13 protein-coding genes are annotated in these 18141 nt (G+C 64.1%); 7 read left to right on the forward strand and 6 right to left on the reverse strand.

Translation table 11 applies throughout. From position 1 onward, the window contains the following. The first annotated feature begins 8 nt into the window (after positions 1–8). The 4 genes from B0G83_RS23120 to tssJ are packed head-to-tail and all read left to right on the forward strand — an operon-like array spanning position 9 to position 7291. Positions 9–1310 carry a hypothetical protein gene (locus tag B0G83_RS23120; RefSeq protein WP_258168133.1) on the forward strand — a complete coding sequence of 434 codons (1302 nt, stop codon included), beginning with the start codon at positions 9–11 and terminating at the stop codon, positions 1308–1310. Then, positions 1291–4860, forward strand: a complete 3570-nt coding sequence (locus B0G83_RS23125; RefSeq protein WP_105509722.1) for an ImcF-related family protein — start codon at positions 1291–1293, stop codon at positions 4858–4860. The genes B0G83_RS23120 and B0G83_RS23125 overlap by 20 nt, the downstream gene beginning before the upstream one ends. Next, positions 4857–6764, forward strand: a complete 1908-nt coding sequence (tssF, locus tag B0G83_RS23130) for a type VI secretion system baseplate subunit TssF (protein ID WP_105509723.1) — start codon at positions 4857–4859, stop codon at positions 6762–6764. The genes B0G83_RS23125 and tssF overlap by 4 nt, the downstream gene beginning before the upstream one ends. After that, on the forward strand, positions 6761–7291 hold the full coding sequence (gene tssJ, locus B0G83_RS23135; RefSeq protein ID WP_258168134.1) for a type VI secretion system lipoprotein TssJ: 531 nt from the start codon (positions 6761–6763) through the stop codon (positions 7289–7291). The genes tssF and tssJ overlap by 4 nt, the downstream gene beginning before the upstream one ends. Before the next feature lie 11 nt (positions 7292–7302). Here tssJ and B0G83_RS23140 read toward each other — a convergent pair whose 3' ends face one another. Together B0G83_RS23140 and B0G83_RS23145 are read right to left on the reverse strand one after the other, a co-directional pair. Then, entirely contained in the window at positions 7303–9879 is a 2577-nt protein-coding gene (locus tag B0G83_RS23140; protein WP_105509724.1) for an adenosylcobalamin-dependent ribonucleoside-diphosphate reductase, read from the reverse strand. Positions 9880–10098: 219 nt separating this feature from the next. Beyond that, positions 10099–10383, reverse strand: coding sequence for a DUF3331 domain-containing protein (locus tag B0G83_RS23145; protein WP_105509792.1), 285 nt, complete (start codon positions 10381–10383; stop codon positions 10099–10101). A 378-nt stretch (positions 10384–10761) separates the two neighbouring features. Here B0G83_RS23145 and B0G83_RS23150 point away from each other — a divergent pair, with 378 nt between their 5' ends. After that, entirely contained in the window at positions 10762–11868 is a 1107-nt protein-coding gene (locus B0G83_RS23150) for an AI-2E family transporter (RefSeq protein ID WP_105509725.1), read from the forward strand. 24 nt (positions 11869–11892) lie between these two features. On the opposite strand, the gene B0G83_RS23155 is transcribed toward B0G83_RS23150, so the two are convergent. Further along, the gene (locus tag B0G83_RS23155) at positions 11893–12789 is read right to left on the reverse strand and encodes an alpha/beta hydrolase family protein (RefSeq protein WP_105509726.1); all 897 of its coding nucleotides are present in this window, start codon (positions 12787–12789) and stop codon (positions 11893–11895) included. A 166-nt stretch (positions 12790–12955) separates the two neighbouring features. Further along, on the reverse strand, positions 12956–14065 hold the full coding sequence (locus B0G83_RS23160; protein ID WP_105509793.1) for an OpgC domain-containing protein: 1110 nt from the start codon (positions 14063–14065) through the stop codon (positions 12956–12958). Positions 14066–14611: 546 nt separating this feature from the next. Between B0G83_RS23160 and B0G83_RS23165 the strand changes: the two genes are divergently transcribed. Beyond that, complete coding sequence (locus B0G83_RS23165) at positions 14612–15772, forward strand: porin (protein ID WP_105509727.1); 1161 nt, start codon at positions 14612–14614, stop codon at positions 15770–15772. Between the two features lie 30 nt (positions 15773–15802). Here the strand turns inward: B0G83_RS23165 and B0G83_RS23170 are convergent, their stop codons facing one another. Together B0G83_RS23170 and B0G83_RS23175 are read right to left on the reverse strand one after the other, a co-directional pair. After that, complete coding sequence (locus tag B0G83_RS23170) at positions 15803–16132, reverse strand: hypothetical protein (RefSeq protein WP_105509728.1); 330 nt, start codon at positions 16130–16132, stop codon at positions 15803–15805. Between the two features lie 114 nt (positions 16133–16246). Continuing rightward, positions 16247–16912: an NUDIX domain-containing protein gene (locus B0G83_RS23175; protein WP_258168139.1), complete on the reverse strand. Its 666-nt coding sequence runs from the start codon at positions 16910–16912 to the stop codon at positions 16247–16249. A 155-nt stretch (positions 16913–17067) separates the two neighbouring features. Between B0G83_RS23175 and B0G83_RS23180 the strand changes: the two genes are divergently transcribed. Further along, positions 17068–17823 carry a DeoR/GlpR family DNA-binding transcription regulator gene (locus tag B0G83_RS23180; protein WP_105509729.1) on the forward strand — a complete coding sequence of 252 codons (756 nt, stop codon included), beginning with the start codon at positions 17068–17070 and terminating at the stop codon, positions 17821–17823. Positions 17824–18141: the final 318 nt, after the last annotated feature.

The raw sequence follows: 18141 nt of genomic DNA on the forward strand, positions 1-18141 counted from the left end.
GGCCACGCATGGCGTTGCCAACACGCAGACTACGTCTTCTGCCATGCCTGTTCGGCTGGATTCTGTTCTGTGGCGTCGGCGCGGCGCTGGTGTTGCTATTGTGGCCTCGCGCCGTGCCCGCGCATGGCGCCTGGTTCTGGATTTGTCTCCTGGGCATTCCTAACGGGGTGTTTATCGGTGCACTCATCATCGCGCGCATTGCTTATGAGGCGGATTGCCTCTACGCGGTCTTTCGCAACCGGCACCGTGCAGCATGGCTCAGCGGTCGTGTTCGTGCGGCCCAGCGTCCGCTTCAAGTACTCGGCGCTGGCTATTGTCTGCCGCTGGAAGGAAAGTCGGTCGGTGAAGTACTTGCGGCCAAAGCGTCGCTGCTCGAAGCGCGTGTGCCGCGCAGCGGTATCGGTCGTGTCCAGCACAGCCGATTCACCGGCGACGATCCGCTGTTCGGCGACTACTCCAATGAGTTCTCTTCTGCCGATCGAGTTTCAGAAGATGCGCCCGATGTTGGTTTATTCGACGGCACGTCCAGGATCATGGCCACGGTGCCGCCGGTGGTGCACGTCATCTCGCGAGCGTTGGCGCCCGTGGTGGACAGCATACGGGTGCTTTCTCAGTACGGCCCACAATACGCGCCCGTGGTGCGGGTACTGTCGAAGTCCGGGCCGGAAGACGCTCGGGTGAGTCATGTCAGGCAGGCGCTTGAACGAGTCGGCTTGCCGGGATTGGACTGTGCTGCCGTCCCGGCTACCGAAGGACTGATGCCGGTCGACGCGTGGCTGGATGCGACCGAACGGCGGCCGTTGCTGCTTGTTGCGGCCGAGTTCCACGACGCTCCGCCATCGGGAAGTACCGAAGGCGCCGTCGCCGTGTTGCTTGGCTCAGGGGCATTCGAGTTACCGGAGCCTGTCAAGGCAACCGCTTTGTTGCATCGGCCGGCGGCCGACGAAATCGAGTATCTGGATGCCGTGCTCGCCAATGCTGTGCTTTGGGGCAACACAGATCCCGCGACGGTCGGCACAGCATGGCTTAGCGGGCTGGATGGTACGTACGACACCCGGCTTCTCGCGGCTCTCCGTCGTGCCGGTATGTCAGCGCTCGTAAATGACGACGTACAAAGGCGGCCCGATCGTTTTATCGGGCATGCCGGCGCGGCAGGCGGCTGGATGTCAGTTGCTGCAGCGTTCGAGGAGGGAGGAGGAACACACGTCATCCTGCACGCACCGTCTTCCGTCTCTACCGTGCAGGCTGCGATCCTGCACGTCAACGATCAAGTCAACAATCAAGAACTGCATGACGAACGCACGCAATAACATGCAAATGCTCGGGATGGCCGAGACGGAGTCCGCTGATTCCGGAACCCTGATCGCCTGGGGTTTGATCGCTCTTGCCTTGCTGCTCGCCGGTGCGGCCTTCGCCGTCGTCTGGCTCAAGGGCGATGCGGTGGGCCTGACGACCCACGAGGCCAGACTGAACGTGACGATCTGGATACTGGTCGGACTCGTCGTCGTGCTGTTCGTCCACGCTGCCTTGATGCTGGGTGGCGCCTACCGGCTCGTCGGCCGCGTTTTCCGGCGGGACGCCGGTGCCACCGGAGAGGCTTCGAATGGCACCCAAGCTTCCAGACTCGACGCACGCTTGCAATCGCTATGTGATGAATTGCGCGTTTCCGGCGGGTGGCGCTGGCGCTACCGAACGCCGTGGCTATTGTTGAGCGGCTCCGATACGCTGATTGAGGACGTCGCGCCAGGCCTGAAGCGTGCGGGGGCAATGCCCGTAACGGGCGCGATACTGGTTCACGCTTCGCCGGATGGCATCGAGGCGCAAAAATGGCGCAGCCAGATTCGGCAGCTTCGCCGGAGACGCTCCGTCGATAGCGTCGTCCATGTGCTGCGTCAGGACAACGGTGACCGGTCACCCGACGAACTGGCGCGCGAACTCGCGGCGCTCTCCGCTGATCTGGGCTGGGCCGCGCCCGTCACTTTCCTGCATCCAATACCCGCCAAAGGCAATCGGCCGGAAAAGTTAGGGGCTATCGGCGCATTCACCGCAACGGTACGCAACCGTACGGGGCAGGGGGCAATTCTGCGCGACCAGCTTGCCATGATCGAGGGACGCACCGCAGACGAAGGCGTGCGCCTGTACGCAGCCCGGGGGCGTGCGTCGTACCTTGTCCAGATTTCCGCCTATATCGGCGAGCAGAGTGCTCGCATCGTCTCTCACGGTGAGGCGCTGATGGGCTCGCACTGGCTGCGCGCGCCGCTGGCCGGCGTGGTGTTTGCGCCTGTTTTCCCGGCACCGGCCGCCATCGCCGCACCTGTTCCGACGCAAGGCCCAGCGGGTGGGCCGATGCAACTCTCCGCAAATGCAGCTGTGTCCGGGGCAGCCGTGTACTCTCCGCAGCCTGCTTCGCTGCTTCCCACGTGGCACGCAATCGCACGCCGTCGCGGTATTGGGCGGCGCATGGGTTTTTTCTGGCCGAATGCTCTCGCCATGTTTCTGATGGCCGCGGCAATCGCATGGTGCGGGTGGCTGACGGTGTCCTTCGTCGGCAACCAGCAACTCATGCGTGAAGCGCACGCAACAGCAGATGCGGCAGTGGATGCGCACCCCCAGACCAAGGAGGCGCTGCGCACGCAGCTTGCGCTTCAGCAACTGATGGAAAAACTTGAATACCGACAGCAGCATGGCGCACCGTTGTATCTTCGCGCCGGTCTCTCACGCAACGATGCCATTCTCGCGATGCTCTGGCAGTCGTACCGGACGGCCGCGACGCACAACCTGCAGGCGCCTGTCGTGCGGACCATCACGGATCTGCTAAAGGCTGCGGGCGAGGCCCGTGCCGACGCCCTGCAGTCGCAGGACGCGCGCGGCAGCACCTATAACGCGCTCAGGACCTACCTGATGCTTGGTGACACCGCTCGGGCGGATGCGTCGTTTCTGCGCCGATCGCTCGTTGCCCTGTGGCGACGCCCGGTCGAGATGCCGCTCGGCGAGCGCGAAGACACGGGCCAGCGGCTCGCGGCGTTCTATGCCGATCACCTGAAGAACCATCCCGAGTGGCGCATTGGGCTTGACGCGGGCCTGGTCAGTGCGACACGCAACATGCTGGTCACGCAGATGGGACTCGCCTCAGCGGACGGCACGTTGTACCAGAGCATTCTCGACGACGTCAAAGGCAAATACGCGAATGCGTCGCTGGAATCGCTACTCAACGGGGCGGACGCGCATGGCCTGTTCGTCACGTCGCAGACAGTGCCGGGCGTTTATACACGGGCCGCATGGGACGGCATGATCGCGGCGGCGATCGACAAGGCAGCAAGCGAGCGGCGCATAAGCGACGACTGGGTGCTGACGGGCGCGCAGCCATCGCAGACCGTCGGTCATACGCTCGCACAGGGAACGATCCGGACTGACGCGGCGATCAGCGAGAAGCAGGCCGCCGAAGAACTGAAGCAGCGGCTGACCGCGCGCTATTTCGCGGAATACTCCGCGGCGTGGCAGGGCATGCTCAACAGCATCCAGTGGCAACCCGCATCCAGCCTGAGTGGTGCGATTGACCAGCTTACGCGCCTTGCAGACGCCCAGACCTCGCCGCTCATCGCGCTGATGAAGTCGGTGCAGTACCAAGCGCAGGCGGGCCGCCCCTCGCAGGCCCTGAGCGACACGCTGGTGCGCAAGGCTCAGAGCCTGATTGGCGAGGAGAAGGAAGGGGGCACGCCGGTCGTCAATCCGCTCGACAAGCCGTTCGGTCCGCTGCTCGGGCTGATCGGCGACGTCGGCGTGCCCGCGAACGGCGGCAACGGCACACCTGGCAACGCAGCGAACGTCGCACTGAACGGTGTGAGCCTGTCGCGCTATCTCACCGCGGTGACGACGATGCGCCTGAAACTTCAGCAGATCGCCGGCAGCACCGACGCTCAGGCCAAGGCGCGCTCCCTCGCGCAGGCGGTTTTCCAGGGCAAGCTTTCGGAACTCTCGCAGGCGCGCGACGATGCGGCGCTCACGGCGGCCAGCGTCGGAACGGCCTGGGGCGGGTTCGGTGACGCTGTTTTCGCGCAACCGCTCGAGACCGCATGGCAGACCATCCTGCAGCCTGCCGCAGCCAGCCTGAATGAGGCATGGCGCGCGAGTGTCGCCGCGCCGTTCAACGCGGCGATGAATGGCCGCTATCCGTTCTTCGACACTCAGGCCGATGCATCCCTGGCCGAACTCGGTCGCTACGTCCGACCCGACACTGGCCTGATCTCGCGCTTCATTACCACGCAGCTGGCCGGCGTGCTGAAGTTTGAGGGCGACAAATGGGTGCCGAACGAGCTGGCGCCGCAGGCACTGCAGTTCGACCCAAAGTTCCTTGCGGGCGTGCGCCAGCTCTCGACGGTGGGGGCGCAGTTCTACGCTCAGGGCGATGCCCGCGAGCGTTTCGAAATCATGGCCCTGCCGACGCCAAACGTTACGCGATCCGAACTTTCGGTCGACGGCAAGCCGATCGTCTACTTCAACCAGCAGGCGGGCTGGACGCCACTCGCGTGGCCCGGCGACGGCCTGAACGGGCACGCCGGACTGACGTGGGAGACGGTCAACGCGGGGACGAACCAGGCGTTCGATTCGACGGGTGACTGGGCATTCCTGAGACTGCTAGCCAAGGCCGATGTGAAGCAGCTCGACAGTACCCGTTATCAGCTCACGTGGAACGGAAAGAATGGCGATCCGCTGCGCTACGTACTGCGCTCGCAGGTCGGCGCAGGGCCGCTGGAACTGCTCAAGCTGCGCGGGCTCAAGATACCCGAGCGGATTTTCCTGGCAGGCAAGGGGGGAATCGTGCCCACGCTGCCTCCCTTGCCACCGGAGCTGCAGCCATGACAGAACGTCAAGAATATGGACGGTACCGCAATACGTTCGACCGGGGTGTCGGTGGCGAAGGTGTGGCTTCGACTACAGAGAACAACGCGCTCCCGCCGCTTGCAGGCGGAACGCATGACGACGATCCGTTCCTGCAGTATTTCGATGCGGAAATGCGCTACCTGCGCGAGGCCGGCAAAGAGTTCGCGCGGGCGCAGCCGCAGGTAGCGCGCAGGCTCGGTCTGTCGACGCCAGGGGCGCGCGACGAACGTGCCGAAGCAGTCAACGAGAGCTTTGCGTTCCTTGCGTCCCGTTTCCGGATGACGCTGGACGACACGCTGCCCGAGATCACGGACCCCCTGATCGACCATCTGTGGCCTCATGCGGGCCGCACGATACCCTCACTCGCCATCCTGGAGTGCGTGCCGCGCTCGGGTGAGGCGCGAATCCTCGATACGTTACCGGCCGGCCTGCAGGTGCGTTCTACACCGGTGGGTCCAGACGGCATCGTGTGTTGCTACCGCACCACCCAGCCCGTGCGCCTGCTGCCTATCGATATTCACGAGGCGGGCGCACGCGTGCGCGAGGATGGCCGCACGGTGATACGACTTGCCTTCAACCTGACGCATCGGGAGCAGCGCCTGCCAGACGATCTCTCACGCATCCGTCTTTATCTTCATGGTGATCGCCCGACCGCCTCCGCGCTCTACGCCGCATTGACCCGCCAGGTCGAATCGATTGGCGTGCGCATGCCGCTGGTGAGGGAGGGTCAATTGCAGCCGCAGGCGCACATGCGTTTTGAGGCGGCGGGTTGTGGGCCCGCAACGCGACTCTGGCCGGTAGACCATGACGCGCGAGACGCCGAACTCGAGCGCGAACAGGCGATGCTCGAATACTTTGCTTTCCCGGAGAAGTTTCACTTCGTCGACCTCCGCGGTTTCGACAGGGCGAATGTGTTGCCGGGCGAAAGACGCATCGAGTTCGAGATTCTGATCGAGGGGCGTATCGCGGGCGACGTGACCTTCGACGCGGAGAACATCCGCCTTTTCTGCACGCCTGTGATCAACCTGTTCGAGCTGGACGCACTGGCGATCCGCCCGGACAGGCATGCGCGCGACTACCCGGTGCTTGCGCCCGCGGCTGCTGGCGAGCATGTCGAGCCCTACGAAGCGTTGAGCGTGTCGGCGAGCGATCAGCGCAACGCGACGAAACACGAATACCAGTCGTTCAGGGAGTTTCGCCACCGTGGCGGAATGATGCGTTACGAGTCGCCCGACCGTTACTTCCATACGTCGATCCGGCATGGCGTAACCGGCCGCCGCGAAATGTGGGTGACGCTGGGCGGACATCTTTGGGATGAGCCGGGTAGCAGGCCGGACGCCCATGTGACGGTCAGGGTGCTGGCGAACAACGGCAGGTTGCCGCGCATGGCGCTGCGTGAATCGGCGATCAACAATCCGGCGTCGGCCTTTACCGGCGTCGAACGGGTGCGCAACCTCACCGCCCCCACCATGCCGCTGTATCCGCCGCGCAACAGCCGCTATGCGTGGCAGGTCGCATCGCATTTCGGGCCGAACGAACTGAACATGATGAACGCCGAGGTGCTGCGCGGTGCGTTTGCTCTGTACGACTGGACGCAGCAAGGGGATAACCGGCGCCGTATCGAAGCAATCCGCGAGGTATGGCTGGACGAGGAATCGGAGATTGTTGGAGCGAGTGTGAACCGCATCGTCAACGTGAACGTGGAAATCGACCCGGCCGGATTCGCCGGCCCGGGTGACGTCGCCTTGTTTGGGGATGTCCTGAACGGATTTACTGGCCGCTACGCGTGCTTCCACTACGGGGTCCGGCTGGTACTCCACGAGGGGGCGGGCGGTTCCGCCCGGCTCTTTCCGCCTTCGGTCAAGCTGGAGGGCTGGCTGTGAAAAAATCGAAGAACCGGCTGGCGCATCGGCTCCGAAAGACCGGCGCGTGTGCGATGACGGCCGCACTGGTGTCGGGTTGTGGCGCGTGGCAGGCGACAAAGAATGCGACCGTCAACGCGACGAGCGCGGTGTTCGTCGCGAAGGTCAAGCAGATGAATCTGGTGATCGAGAGCCGCGCTGCGCTCAATACGGATGGGCAAGGGCAGTCGCTACCCGTCGAACTGAGAATCTATCAGCTCAAGGACTCGAAGACGTTCGAAAAGACGGGATACACGCAGTTGCTCAACAACGACCAGACGCTGCTCAAAGCCGATTTACTGGACAGCGCGGTAAAAACACTGGCACCCGGAGCGACGATCAGGTTGTCGGCACCTATGCAGGACGACACGCAGTTTGTGGGGATCGCGGGCTTCTTCCTTGATCCGGGCAGCGCCGAATGGCAACTGTCGATTCCAAAGGCGCAGTGGAAGAGCGCCGATCCGGTCAGGCTTATCGTCACGGGTAACCGCGTCGAACTGGCGCGGTGAGTGTCCGGCCGTCATCCGCACGCACCGACCTCGCCGCACGCCGTGCAGAAGTCGCATCCATCCTTGCGAATGACCGCATTCGCGCCGCAGGTTCCGCACTTGCGGCCGAGCATGGTCTGCAGTCCGAGCACGCCGCCGGGCTGCGTCAATGTGGCGGGGTTGTCGCCATCGCCATCGCCCGGATTCGGACGGATGCCGAAATCCGCCGACAACGCCGTCTCCGCCTTCATCTGTCCACGCGGCAAACGCGCCAGCATGCGCGACGCTACCTGATTGCCCTCGGCGTCGAGAAAGCCGCGCCGGTGCAGAATCTGCTGGATCGCAAACGCGAGCGCGGCCACTTCCGAATCGTGCCAGCGCGGTGTGCGATGACCGTCGAGTCGCTGCACGTCGCCGAGCCGCACTTGTCCGCGATCCCACGACACCTTGCGCATGTCCTGCAGATTGCGTGCGACGAACCCGCCGCGCGCCGCCAGCGACAGCGAGCGCATGGTCGCCGTGATCCATTGCTGCGATTCGTCGCGCTGACCGGTCGGAATGAAGAACTCGATAGGACGCTCGATGGTGACCTCTTCGCCGCCCAGCCGCCCCGTGACTTCGATAAACGACACCGCGACATACAGCGACTTCTTGCCGGCCTGGGTCAGATATTCGACCTTTTCGATGATGGCCGGCAGTTCGCCCTTGGGCCGATGATCGATCGCGATCCGCAGTGGATCCTGGTCATTGTCGGCTAGCGAGTCGTCCGCTTGCGCCGGCGGCGGGCTCACGCTGAGCACCGCGCCGAGCGTTTCGTTCGGGCGATACGTGGCGAGGCCTTTGAGGCCGTTTTTCCAGGCGTCGAAATAGAGGCTTTCGAAGGCGTCGAACGGATAGTCGGCGGGGACGTTGACGGTCTTCGAGATCGATGTGTCCACATACGGTTGCACGGCCGCCATCATGTCGAGGTGGTCGCGCGCCGACATCTCCAGCGCGCTGACGAAGTAGTCCGGCAGCTTGCCGACATCGCCACCCAACTCGCGATACAGCCGGTACGCGTAGTCTTCGACGTCGAACGATTCGCGGCCGCCGTCGGCCATCACCTTCATGCGCGTGTAGGTCCACGAGAAGGCCGGCTCGATGCCGTTCGACGCATTGTCCGCGAACGCGAGACTCACCGTGCCGGTCGGCGCGATGGACAGCAGATGGCTGTTGCGGATGCCGTCGCGGCGAATCGCTGTCTTCAGGTCGTCGGGCAGGCGCGACGCGAACGTGCCCGCTTCCAGATAGCGGTCGGCGTCGAACAGCGGAAACGCGCCGCGCTCGCGCGCCAGTTCCACCGACGCGCGATACGCTTCGTCGCGCATCAGCCGTGCGATCCGCACCGCGAAGTCGCGACCGGCCGGCGAGTTGTAGCGCAGGCCGAGCATCACGAGCGTGTCGCCGAGACCGGTGAAGCCGACGCCGATGCGCCGCTTCGCGTGCGACTCGTCGTACTGCTGCGGCAGTGGCCACAGCGTGACGTCGAGCACATTGTCGAGAAAGCGCACTTGCGTGCGGGTGCGTTGGGCGAGGCCGTCCCAGTCGAACGAGGGCGTGCCGCCTTGCATCTGCGCGAACGGCTCGATCACGAAGCGCGTCAGGTTGAGCGGGCCGAGATTGCAGCAGCCGTACGCGGGCAGCGGTTGTTCGCCGCACGGATTGGTCGCGCGGATGGTTTCGACCGCGCGCAGGTTGTTGTCCTCGTTCATGCGCGAGATGAACACGATGCCCGGTTCCGCGACGTCGTAGGTGGAGCGCATGATGCGCTCCCAGATCGCGCGAGCCGGGCGCTCGCTGTAGATCCACAGGCCGTCGTCGCGCTGCCGCATGTCGTTGGCCGCGCGTAGCGCCGGCGACGGCTCGCCGCGATGCACGAGCTGCCAGGGCTGGTCGGCCTCGACGGCGCGCATGAAGGCGTCGGTGACGCCGACCGAGACGTTGAAGTTGTTCCAGCGGCCTTTCGAATGCTTGGCCTCGATGAATTCGAGCAGGTCGGGGTGGTCGCAGTCGAGCACCGCCATCTGCGCGCCGCGCCGTGAACCCGCGCTTTCGACGGTGCGGCACGACGCGTCGAATACGTCCATATAGCTGCACGGCCCGGACGCCGACGAACTGGTGGTGTGAACCCGTGCTCCCTTGGGGCGGATCGCCGAGAAGTTGTAGCCGACGCCGCCGCCGCGGCGCATGGTTTCGGCCGCTTGCAGCAACGCGACGTAAATGCCGGGCAGGCCTTGTTCGTCGACGCCCTGAATCGCGTCGCCGACCGGCTGCACGAAGCAGTTGATCAGCGTGGCGGCAATGCCGGTGCCGGCCGCGCTCATGATGCGGCCTGCGCCGAGCGCGCCATGCCGCAGATTGTCGACGAAGCGGGCTTCTACGGATTCACGTAGCGCTTCCGGCTCGGCCTGGGCGACACCGTGGGCGACGCGCTGGAATACGTCGTCGGCCGATTGCTCGTCGCCTTTCGCGTATTTTTCAAGCAGGACGTCGACGGAGAACTGTTGCGGTGCGACGAGCGGGGCCGGGGCGGCCGATGCGGTGCGGGTGTCCGGCGTGTCTTCTGCCATGGTATGCCCTCGGACAGCGCCGCGAGACACGTGGCGCGGTGGGTGGAAATGCGAGGGTCACGGTAACCGGGCAGCGAGGCCGGCGCGGTGACGTGGCGCAATCTCCTGCACCTTAGCTCAGCGCGCGGGGGGCCGCAATCGGAAGGGTTTTTGCATCGCGGGATGACAGGTGGCGCTTGAGATGCGCATCAGTGCGCCAGTGCGGCCACCGGTAAAACTTCAGGCTTCGGCGAATTCACCCAGCAGTTCGGCGCAAATCATCGCCGATGCATTCGCGGGCGCCGGCCGCTCGGCCGGTTTGAACACCGCATCGCCGCGACGGATCTTGCGGCGCGACACCGCGCAGGTGCCGGACGTATGCGCCGACCGGCGGCGCCAGCGCTGCTCGCCGTAATGACATTTCCCCGGTTCGACCCAGCGGATCACCAGCGTCGTATCGGAGCGTTCGAGAATCTCGATGCGCACACCATGGGTACCGTCAAGGGGGATGGACTCTAAGGTCATCATCATCGGCTCCGTATTGTGGTGTGCCGAATGTAGTCCTGCGCGGGCTAGATAGCCATTGTGTCCGAGTTGAAACACTGTTCTCGAATTAGCAACAATGAAACTTGACATTGACATTTGCCCGTCACGGCAGGGTTTTACGGGCCATATGACGGCAAATTAGAGATAAGGCGGATTTTTGCAACGCAGTGTTGTTCGTAGCGCGACGAGAGTCCCGCCCGTCAAGGCCGATGGCGCTTCCTTTAAGATGTCGTTATCGATGAGCGACCGTGGCACGCCAGTGTAGCGGTTCTGGTTTTTTCCGGTCGGCTCGCGCGCACCCTGGCCATGTCGCCTCCGGTCGCGCTTCCACGCTTTGACACAATCACAAGAGCTTCCATGAATTCACGCCCGCCCGTTACGCCGCCTGTTACGCCACCCGACACGCCCCCCGCATCGCCGACCTCGCTCGAGCGCCAGAAAAAGCAGCGCACCGCGTCGCTCGTCCTGTATATCGGATTGGTGCTGCTGGCGTTGTGGGTCGTGCGCGATTTCATCGCGGTGGCCGCGTGGGCGAGCGTGCTGGCAATCGCGCTGTGGCCGCTCCTGCGCAAGATCGAGGCCCACCGCTGGTTCAGCGGCCGCACGACCCTGATCGCCGCGCTGTTGACGCTCGCGATTGCCTTGCTGGTGGTGCTGCCGGTCGGCATCGGGATCGCGCAGGCGTTGCGCGAGGCGCACGACATGACCGACTGGTTCAAGACCGTGCAGGAAAACGGCATTGCGTTGCCGGATTTCGTTCAGCATCTGCCGTTCGGCGTGCAACAGGTTTCCACGTGGTGGCAGGCCAATCTCGCGCAGCCGCTGCGCGATTCGGCGGCGATGAAGGGCTTGCACAGCACCACCGTCATGACGCTCGGCCGCCATTTCGGCGCGCGCGCCGTGCATGCGGTGATGGTGTTCGCGTTCATGCTCGTCACGCTGTTCGTGATCTTTCAGGCGGGGCCGCGTTTGTCCGGCTCGCTGTCCACCGGCATGCGGCGTGGTTTCGGCGAAGCCGGCGCGCAGCTTTTGCAACGCATGGCGACCGCCGTGCGCGGCACGGTGTCGGGGCTGGTGGTGGTCGGACTCGGCGAAGGCGCGTTGCTGGGCGTGGCGTATGCGGTGACCGGCTTGCCGCATGTCGCGTTGCTGGCGGTGATCACCGCGATCGCCGCGATGCTGCCGTTCTGCGCGCCGCTCACGTTCGGCCTCGCGGCGTTGTGGCTGCTGTCGCAAGGGTCGGTGGCGGCGGCCATCGGGCTCGCCGTGTTCGGCTCGGTCGTGGTGTTCGTCGCCGAACATTTCGTGCGGCCGGTGCTGATCGGCAACTCGACGCGCCTGCCGTTCCTGCTGGTGCTGTTCGGTATTCTCGGCGGCGCGGAAACCTTCGGTCTGCTGGGCATTTTTATCGGCCCGGCGCTGATGACGGTGTTGATGGTGTTGTGGACCGACCTTGTGCAATAGTTGCACGCGGATTTCAGGTCGGTTTCAAGGGCGGCCGGTCGAAGGGTGAGCTAGCGGTTGCTGTTGTGGTTGCGTTTGCGCTTGAGTTTTCACGCAACCGAGCGTGTATTTCAGCGCGGCCGGCAGCAGCGCGCTCCACACATCCCACGTGTGGGCGCCGTCGATGATGCGCAGCGCCGCCGGATTTCCCACCAGCCGCAGATGCGTGTACAGCGACGACGCGTCGGCCTGGATCGCGAGATCGTCGTCGCCGGCGGCGATGAACATCGGCAGACGATAAGGCCGGCTCATATAACGGTCCCACTGCGCCGGATAGTTGAGCTCGTGCCAGATGCGCGCGTCGAATTCGCGTTCGCCGAATACGCCCACGCGCCGCGCCGCCGACGCGCGCGGCGGTTCGTTCGGGTAGATCGCGGGGCTCAGCAGCAGGGCGCCGCAAAACCGTTCCGGCTGCGTCATTGCATAGCGCAGCGCGCCGAAGCCACCCATCGACACACCGCCGATCATGCGGCCGCTGCGCTGCGTCGACACCGCGTAGCGCGATTCGATCTCGGGCAGCAGATCGTCGAAGAACGCCGTCTCCATCTTCTCCTTGCGATCGACGTACCAGTCGGTGCCGCCCTGCGGCATCACGATCGCGACCGGCGGCATGTCCTTGTGGTCGATCAGCGCGTCGGCGGCGCTTTGCAGATGGCCTTGCGTGAGCCAGTCGTTGGCGTCGCCGTTATTGCCGTGCAGGAGATAGAGCACCGGAATGCGGGCGGCGTCGTGACGGTAGCCTGTCGGCAGATAGATCGTGTACGACCAGTCGCGGCCGAGCGCGTCGGCATGGAAGCTGCGGCTGATCACGGTGCTGGCGCAAGCGGTGTCGCAAGCGACGAAGCACAGCGCAACGAGTGCGGAGGGGAGGAATGGACGCATGTGAGAGTAGGAGGCCGCCGCGCGAGTCGCGGGCGGCGTCATGCTAACAGGATCGGCGCTGCGGATTGAAGCGCGGCGAGCGCCACGAGCGCCACGGGCGGACCAAGGGCGGCCCAAGGGCGAGACCGCGAAGGCCGATACCCGGCCCGCTGCCCTGCGGCACCGCTCAAGGCCAGGTGCGAAGCCGCGTGCCGACCAGCCGCGAAGCGAGCCGCTTGAGCGGCTGTTCCGCAAGCGCGACCGTCAGCAGCGCGCCGACCGCGACGGCATCGGCGAGCAGGCCGAGCGGGTAGTTGAGGTAACCGTCGGTGGCCGCATACAGCACCGAATCCACCACGAGCGAGATCACCGCGCCGGCGATAAAGCACAGCAGTCCCTTGCGGCCGATCACGCCGACCCACGGCAGCCGTTGCGCGAGTTTCCTGGCCCAGCCCAGCTGAATCAGATTCGCGACGAGCCATGCAATCGCAAGAAAATTCACCGCGCGCAGATAGGACAGATTCTGCTTGAGACTGCCGTCGAGCGGCTCGAGCTCGACAAACAGCTTGTAGTAAGCCGCGGCCGCGACCACCGCGAACGCCAGCACGCTGACCAGCCAGCCGAGCCGGTGCGCGCTGACGCGCTGATACACCGGCTGGCAGCGGGCCAGCACGCCGAGCACGAACAGCAACTGCCACGCGAACGGGTTGAAGTCCCAATGCATGTCCGGCGCGGCGGGCAGATAGGCGGTGATCGCCGGCGCGCCGGCCCACAGCGCGACGCTGCCGGCCAGCAGCCACCACGGCTTGCTGCGTGCGAGCGGCAAGATCATCGGCACCAGTGCCGCGAAGAACGCGTACATCGGCAGCACGGAGGCGAGGTAGGGCTGGCGGCGGAACAGCAGGATGTCGCGCAGTGCGGCGAGGGGCGCGTCCATCAGATCGTCGAGGTCGGTGGTGGCGAGATTCGGCCCGTCGATGCTGAACGCCGTCAGCGTTGCGCTGACCAGCAGCATTAGCGCCGCAGTGATCAGGAACGCCCGGTAGATTTCCAGCGAACGCCGCAGGAAGCGGCCGCGCGCGATCGTCTCATTGCGCCGTTCGGCGAGCGCCGCGTAGGCCGTGGCGGTGGCGAAGCCGCCCAGGAACACGAACACTTCGGCGGCATCGCACAACGCGTAAGCGTGCAGCGTGACGCGCGACAGAATGCTGCCGCCAATATGGTCGACGACGATGATAAGCAGAACCAGTCCGCGGAAAAAGTCGAGCTCGATCAGACGGGATTGCGATGCTTGCATGATGTAACGCCAAAAGCAGTCTCGTGCGACGGCGCGCTGGTTCAGCGCCGCAAACGTCCTCACGTGACTTTGGAAATGGGGTGGCGAGTTGCTGCGGATGCACGATCCACGCGCTCGGCGTCGCCGTTTTCAACCGGGCGGCCTGAGGCAGGCTCGATTGCAGAGGGCAGTAAAAATGACCCGTGTGGCGCCGCTGAGTTCCGCTGCAGCGCCGCGAAAGCTTTCGATTATATTTCTTTCCGTGACAAAGCCCGGGCGAGCCGGACGGCGGGCCGAGTCACCAAAGACGTCGTCAATCGGGCTGTACTTCAGTCGGGGCGGCGCGCTGCCGTTTACCTGAAGGAGCGCCGCGAAAAAAGGGGCGCTTGCGCGCAGTGGAGATTTCGCAACAATTTGAGATATCGACGTGACACCCGATGGACGTCCCGCTAACGGCGTGTGAGGATTTCCTGAAGGCGCGCCGGGGCTGTTAAAAGCCCTGACAAAGCGTCAAGAACAAGGCGGCTGGATCGAGTTGTCCGATTACTCGAGTGCAGGGAGATCATCATGAACAAGCAAGTGTTCGCGCTGGCTGTCTCCGCCGCTTTGTCCGCCGCTTTTGCGCAGTCTGCCTCGGCGCAAACCAGCGTGACGCTGTATGGCGTACTCGATGAAGGCATCAACTACACCAATAATGTCGGCCGTGGCCATGTCTACGAGCTGGCGAGCGGCGACGCGCAGGGCAGCCGCTGGGGCCTGAAAGGCGCGGAGGAACTCGGCGGCGGCCTGAAAGCGATCTTCCAGCTGGAAAACGGCTTCGACGTCAGCTCCGGGCGCCTTAATCAGGGCGGCCGGATGTTCGGCCGCCAGGCTTTCGTGGGCGTCAGCTCGGATAGCTTCGGCAGCCTGACGTTCGGGCGTCAGTACGATTCCGTGGTGGACTATCTGGCGCAGACCACGGCCAACGGCAATTGGGCCGGCGAGCTGTTCTCGCACCCCTACGACAACGACAACACCGACAACTCGTTCCGTCTCGACAACTCGGTCAAGTTCACCAGCCCGTCGATTTCCGGCTTCCAGTTCGGCGGCGTCTACAGTTTCAGCAACGACACCAACTTCGCCAATAACCGCGCGTACAGTTTCGGCGGTCAATATACGTATGGCGGCTTGCTGGTCGCGGCCGCCTATCTGCAGGCCGATAATCCCGGCAATGGCGCGAACGGCGCGATCACCGCGAACGACGCCAGTTTCATCGCAGGGCGCATGCGCGTATTCGGCGGCGGTATTACGTACACGTTCGGTCCGGCAACCGCCGGCTTTGTTTATACCAACTCGAATTATCTGGATCCGACCGGCAACGGTTATCTTGGCATTACGCCGCTGGTGCCGCCGGGCATTTTGCTGAACTCGCTGAAGTACCAGAACTTCGAGTTAAACGGCAAATATCAGGTGTCGCCGATGCTGTTCGTCGGCGCGCAATATGTCTATACGATGGAAAACTACGATGCGTCGAGCGGCGGCGTTAAACCGCGCATTCACTCTTTCGGCCTGATGGCGGATTACAACCTGTCCAAACGCACGGACGTCTACATTCAGGGCGAGTATCAGCAGGTAACCGGCGACTCGACCTATACGATTCTGGACGACGCATTCACGCCCGGCACCCAGTCGCCTTCATCGACGTCGAAGCAGGTCGTGGTGCGGGCGGCGATCCGGCATAAGTTCTAGGCGAGCGCGTGAGGCTGTTGCGTAAGCCGCTCAGTTCATCACGTAATGCTGAAACAGAATCCCCACTACCACGCCGGCCGGAATGCCGAAGGTCCGGCCGCGCAACGTCGCGCTTAGATCCTCGTCGAGGACGAAGCTGCAGCGGCGCTCGCGCCACACGGTTTTATAAGCCAACGGTTTCGCGTCGACGATCACGACGGCGATCAGCACCGTCACGACGACTTGCCCGAGTGCGTGCAAGCGAGCCGTGAACGGCGAGAACTCGCCGGCATTGGCGAGCAGGACCATCACGACGGCAGCGATCAGCGTACCGAAGAAAAAACCGTTGATAAAGCGGTTTGCCGATTGAAGAGAATCCACTGCAACCTCGACGCATTCGCCAGCGCAAAAAACGTGACGAACGCAAAAATAGACGGACGGGAAGGGCGTTCGATTTAACCGACCCGTCAGCATATTTTCTTTGGCTGCCGCGACCTAGCGTCCGTTTCCCAACGCCTCGCGCGATAAATCGGAAACGAGCGGCGCGGAAATGACCGGCGCGGAAACGACCGCCGGCGCGCCCAACAGATTCAGTTTCGCGTATTGCAGCAGCATGATCGTCTTGCCGTCGACGATCTCGCCGCGCTCTATCATGGCGAGCGCGTCGTCCACCGGCAATTCCAGCACCTCGATATCTTCGCCTTCAGCCGCGATGCCGCCGCCGGCGCCGACCTTCGCCACCGCGTCGTATTCGGCGACGAAAAAATGCAGCTTTTCCGTAACCGAGCCCGGGCTCATGAAAGCCTCGAACACCTTGCGCACGTCATGCACGCGGTAGCCGGTTTCCTCTTCCACCTCCGCGCGAATCCGTTCTTCGGGCGAGGCCGCTTCCAGCAGACCGGCCGGCGCCTCGATCAGCATGCCGTGGTGACCGTTGACGAACGCGGGCAGCCGGAATTGCCGCGTCAGCACCACCGTGCGGCGGCGCGGATCGTACAGCAGCAGCGTGGCGCCGTTGCCGCGGTCGTAAGTTTCGCGGCTCTGACGCTGCCAGCTGCCGTCGGCGCGGCGATAGTCGAAGGTGGTTTTTTTCAGCACGTACCAGTCGTCCGACAGCACCTCGACGTCGACGATACGGACCCGCCCGGCGGTTTCGTTCATGGCTCGCTTCCTGTTTTCATGTTTTCCTGTTTGCATGGACAAGCACAAAGCGGTCGGCGCCGCCTGCGAATCATGGTATCGTGCAGTTTCGTGCAAAAACAAGTGATTTCGTGCAATTGTGCTGAAATGCACTTCACACCGTCGAGAACCTCATCGTGCTGACTTCGCAAAGAAAACAACGGATCCTCGAGGTCTTGAAGCGTAACGGGCAGGTGATCGCCAAGGCGCTGAGCGTCGAATTCGAGGTGTCGGAAGACACGATCCGCCGCGATCTGCGCGAGCTCGCCGCCGAAGGCCAGCTCCAGCGTGTGCATGGCGGCGCGTTGCCGGCGTCGCCGGCGGCGGTGGACTTTGCCGGGCGCGAGCGGATCGAGTCGGCGTCGAAAGCGGCGATCGGTCGCGCCGCCGCGAGCATGATCGCGCCGGGCCAGATCGCGTTCGTCGACGGCGGGACGACGGCCGTGCAACTGGCGCGTCATCTGCCGCGCGACTTGCGGGCCACGATCGTCACGCATAGCCCGAGCATCGCGGTCGAACTCGCCGAGCACGCGCAACTGGAGGTCGTGATGATCGGCGGCCGGCTGTTCCGGCATTCCATGGTCAATCTCGGCGCGGCCGCCATCGAAACGCTCAGTCATATCCGCGCCGATCTCTTTTTCATGGGCGCGACCGGCGTGCATCCGCAAGCGGGCCTGAGCACCGGCGATCGCGAAGAGGCCTACGTGAAGCGCGCGTTCGCCGACCATGCGGCCGAGACCGTGGTGTTGGCGTCGGCGGAGAAGCTGCATGCAGCGTCGGCGTACAAGATCGCGGACGTGACGGCGGCCAGCACGATCGTCGTCGAACGGAACACGGACGAGGCGCTCACTGCACCGTTCGAGGCGCTCGGGATCACGATTGTGCGAGCGTAATTCGTCGCGGCGCAAGCTACACGAGGGTGACGCGAATGCCGCGCAAGGACTGCGCAAACACCGCGCGAAGCCTCCGCTAAACCGCTATGAAGCCCACGCCATAACGGTTCCAGCGCGGCGCCACGTGATCCTATGCTGAATCCGTTATTTTCGAGATAGCGGACAAAATTTGACGCACCCTGCCACGAATCAGCGCGATAATCGCGGCCTTTGCCCTTCGCCGGGCAGACAAAAAGGCAACTCACGGTAGTTCAAAGGTCAATCAGATCGAATGCGGCGCAACCGGAACACGGGTCGCCGCAGATCGCCGGTACGCGC

This window comes from Paraburkholderia sp. BL21I4N1 (assembly GCF_002973525.1).
Classification (GTDB): Bacteria; Pseudomonadota; Gammaproteobacteria; order Burkholderiales; family Burkholderiaceae; genus Paraburkholderia.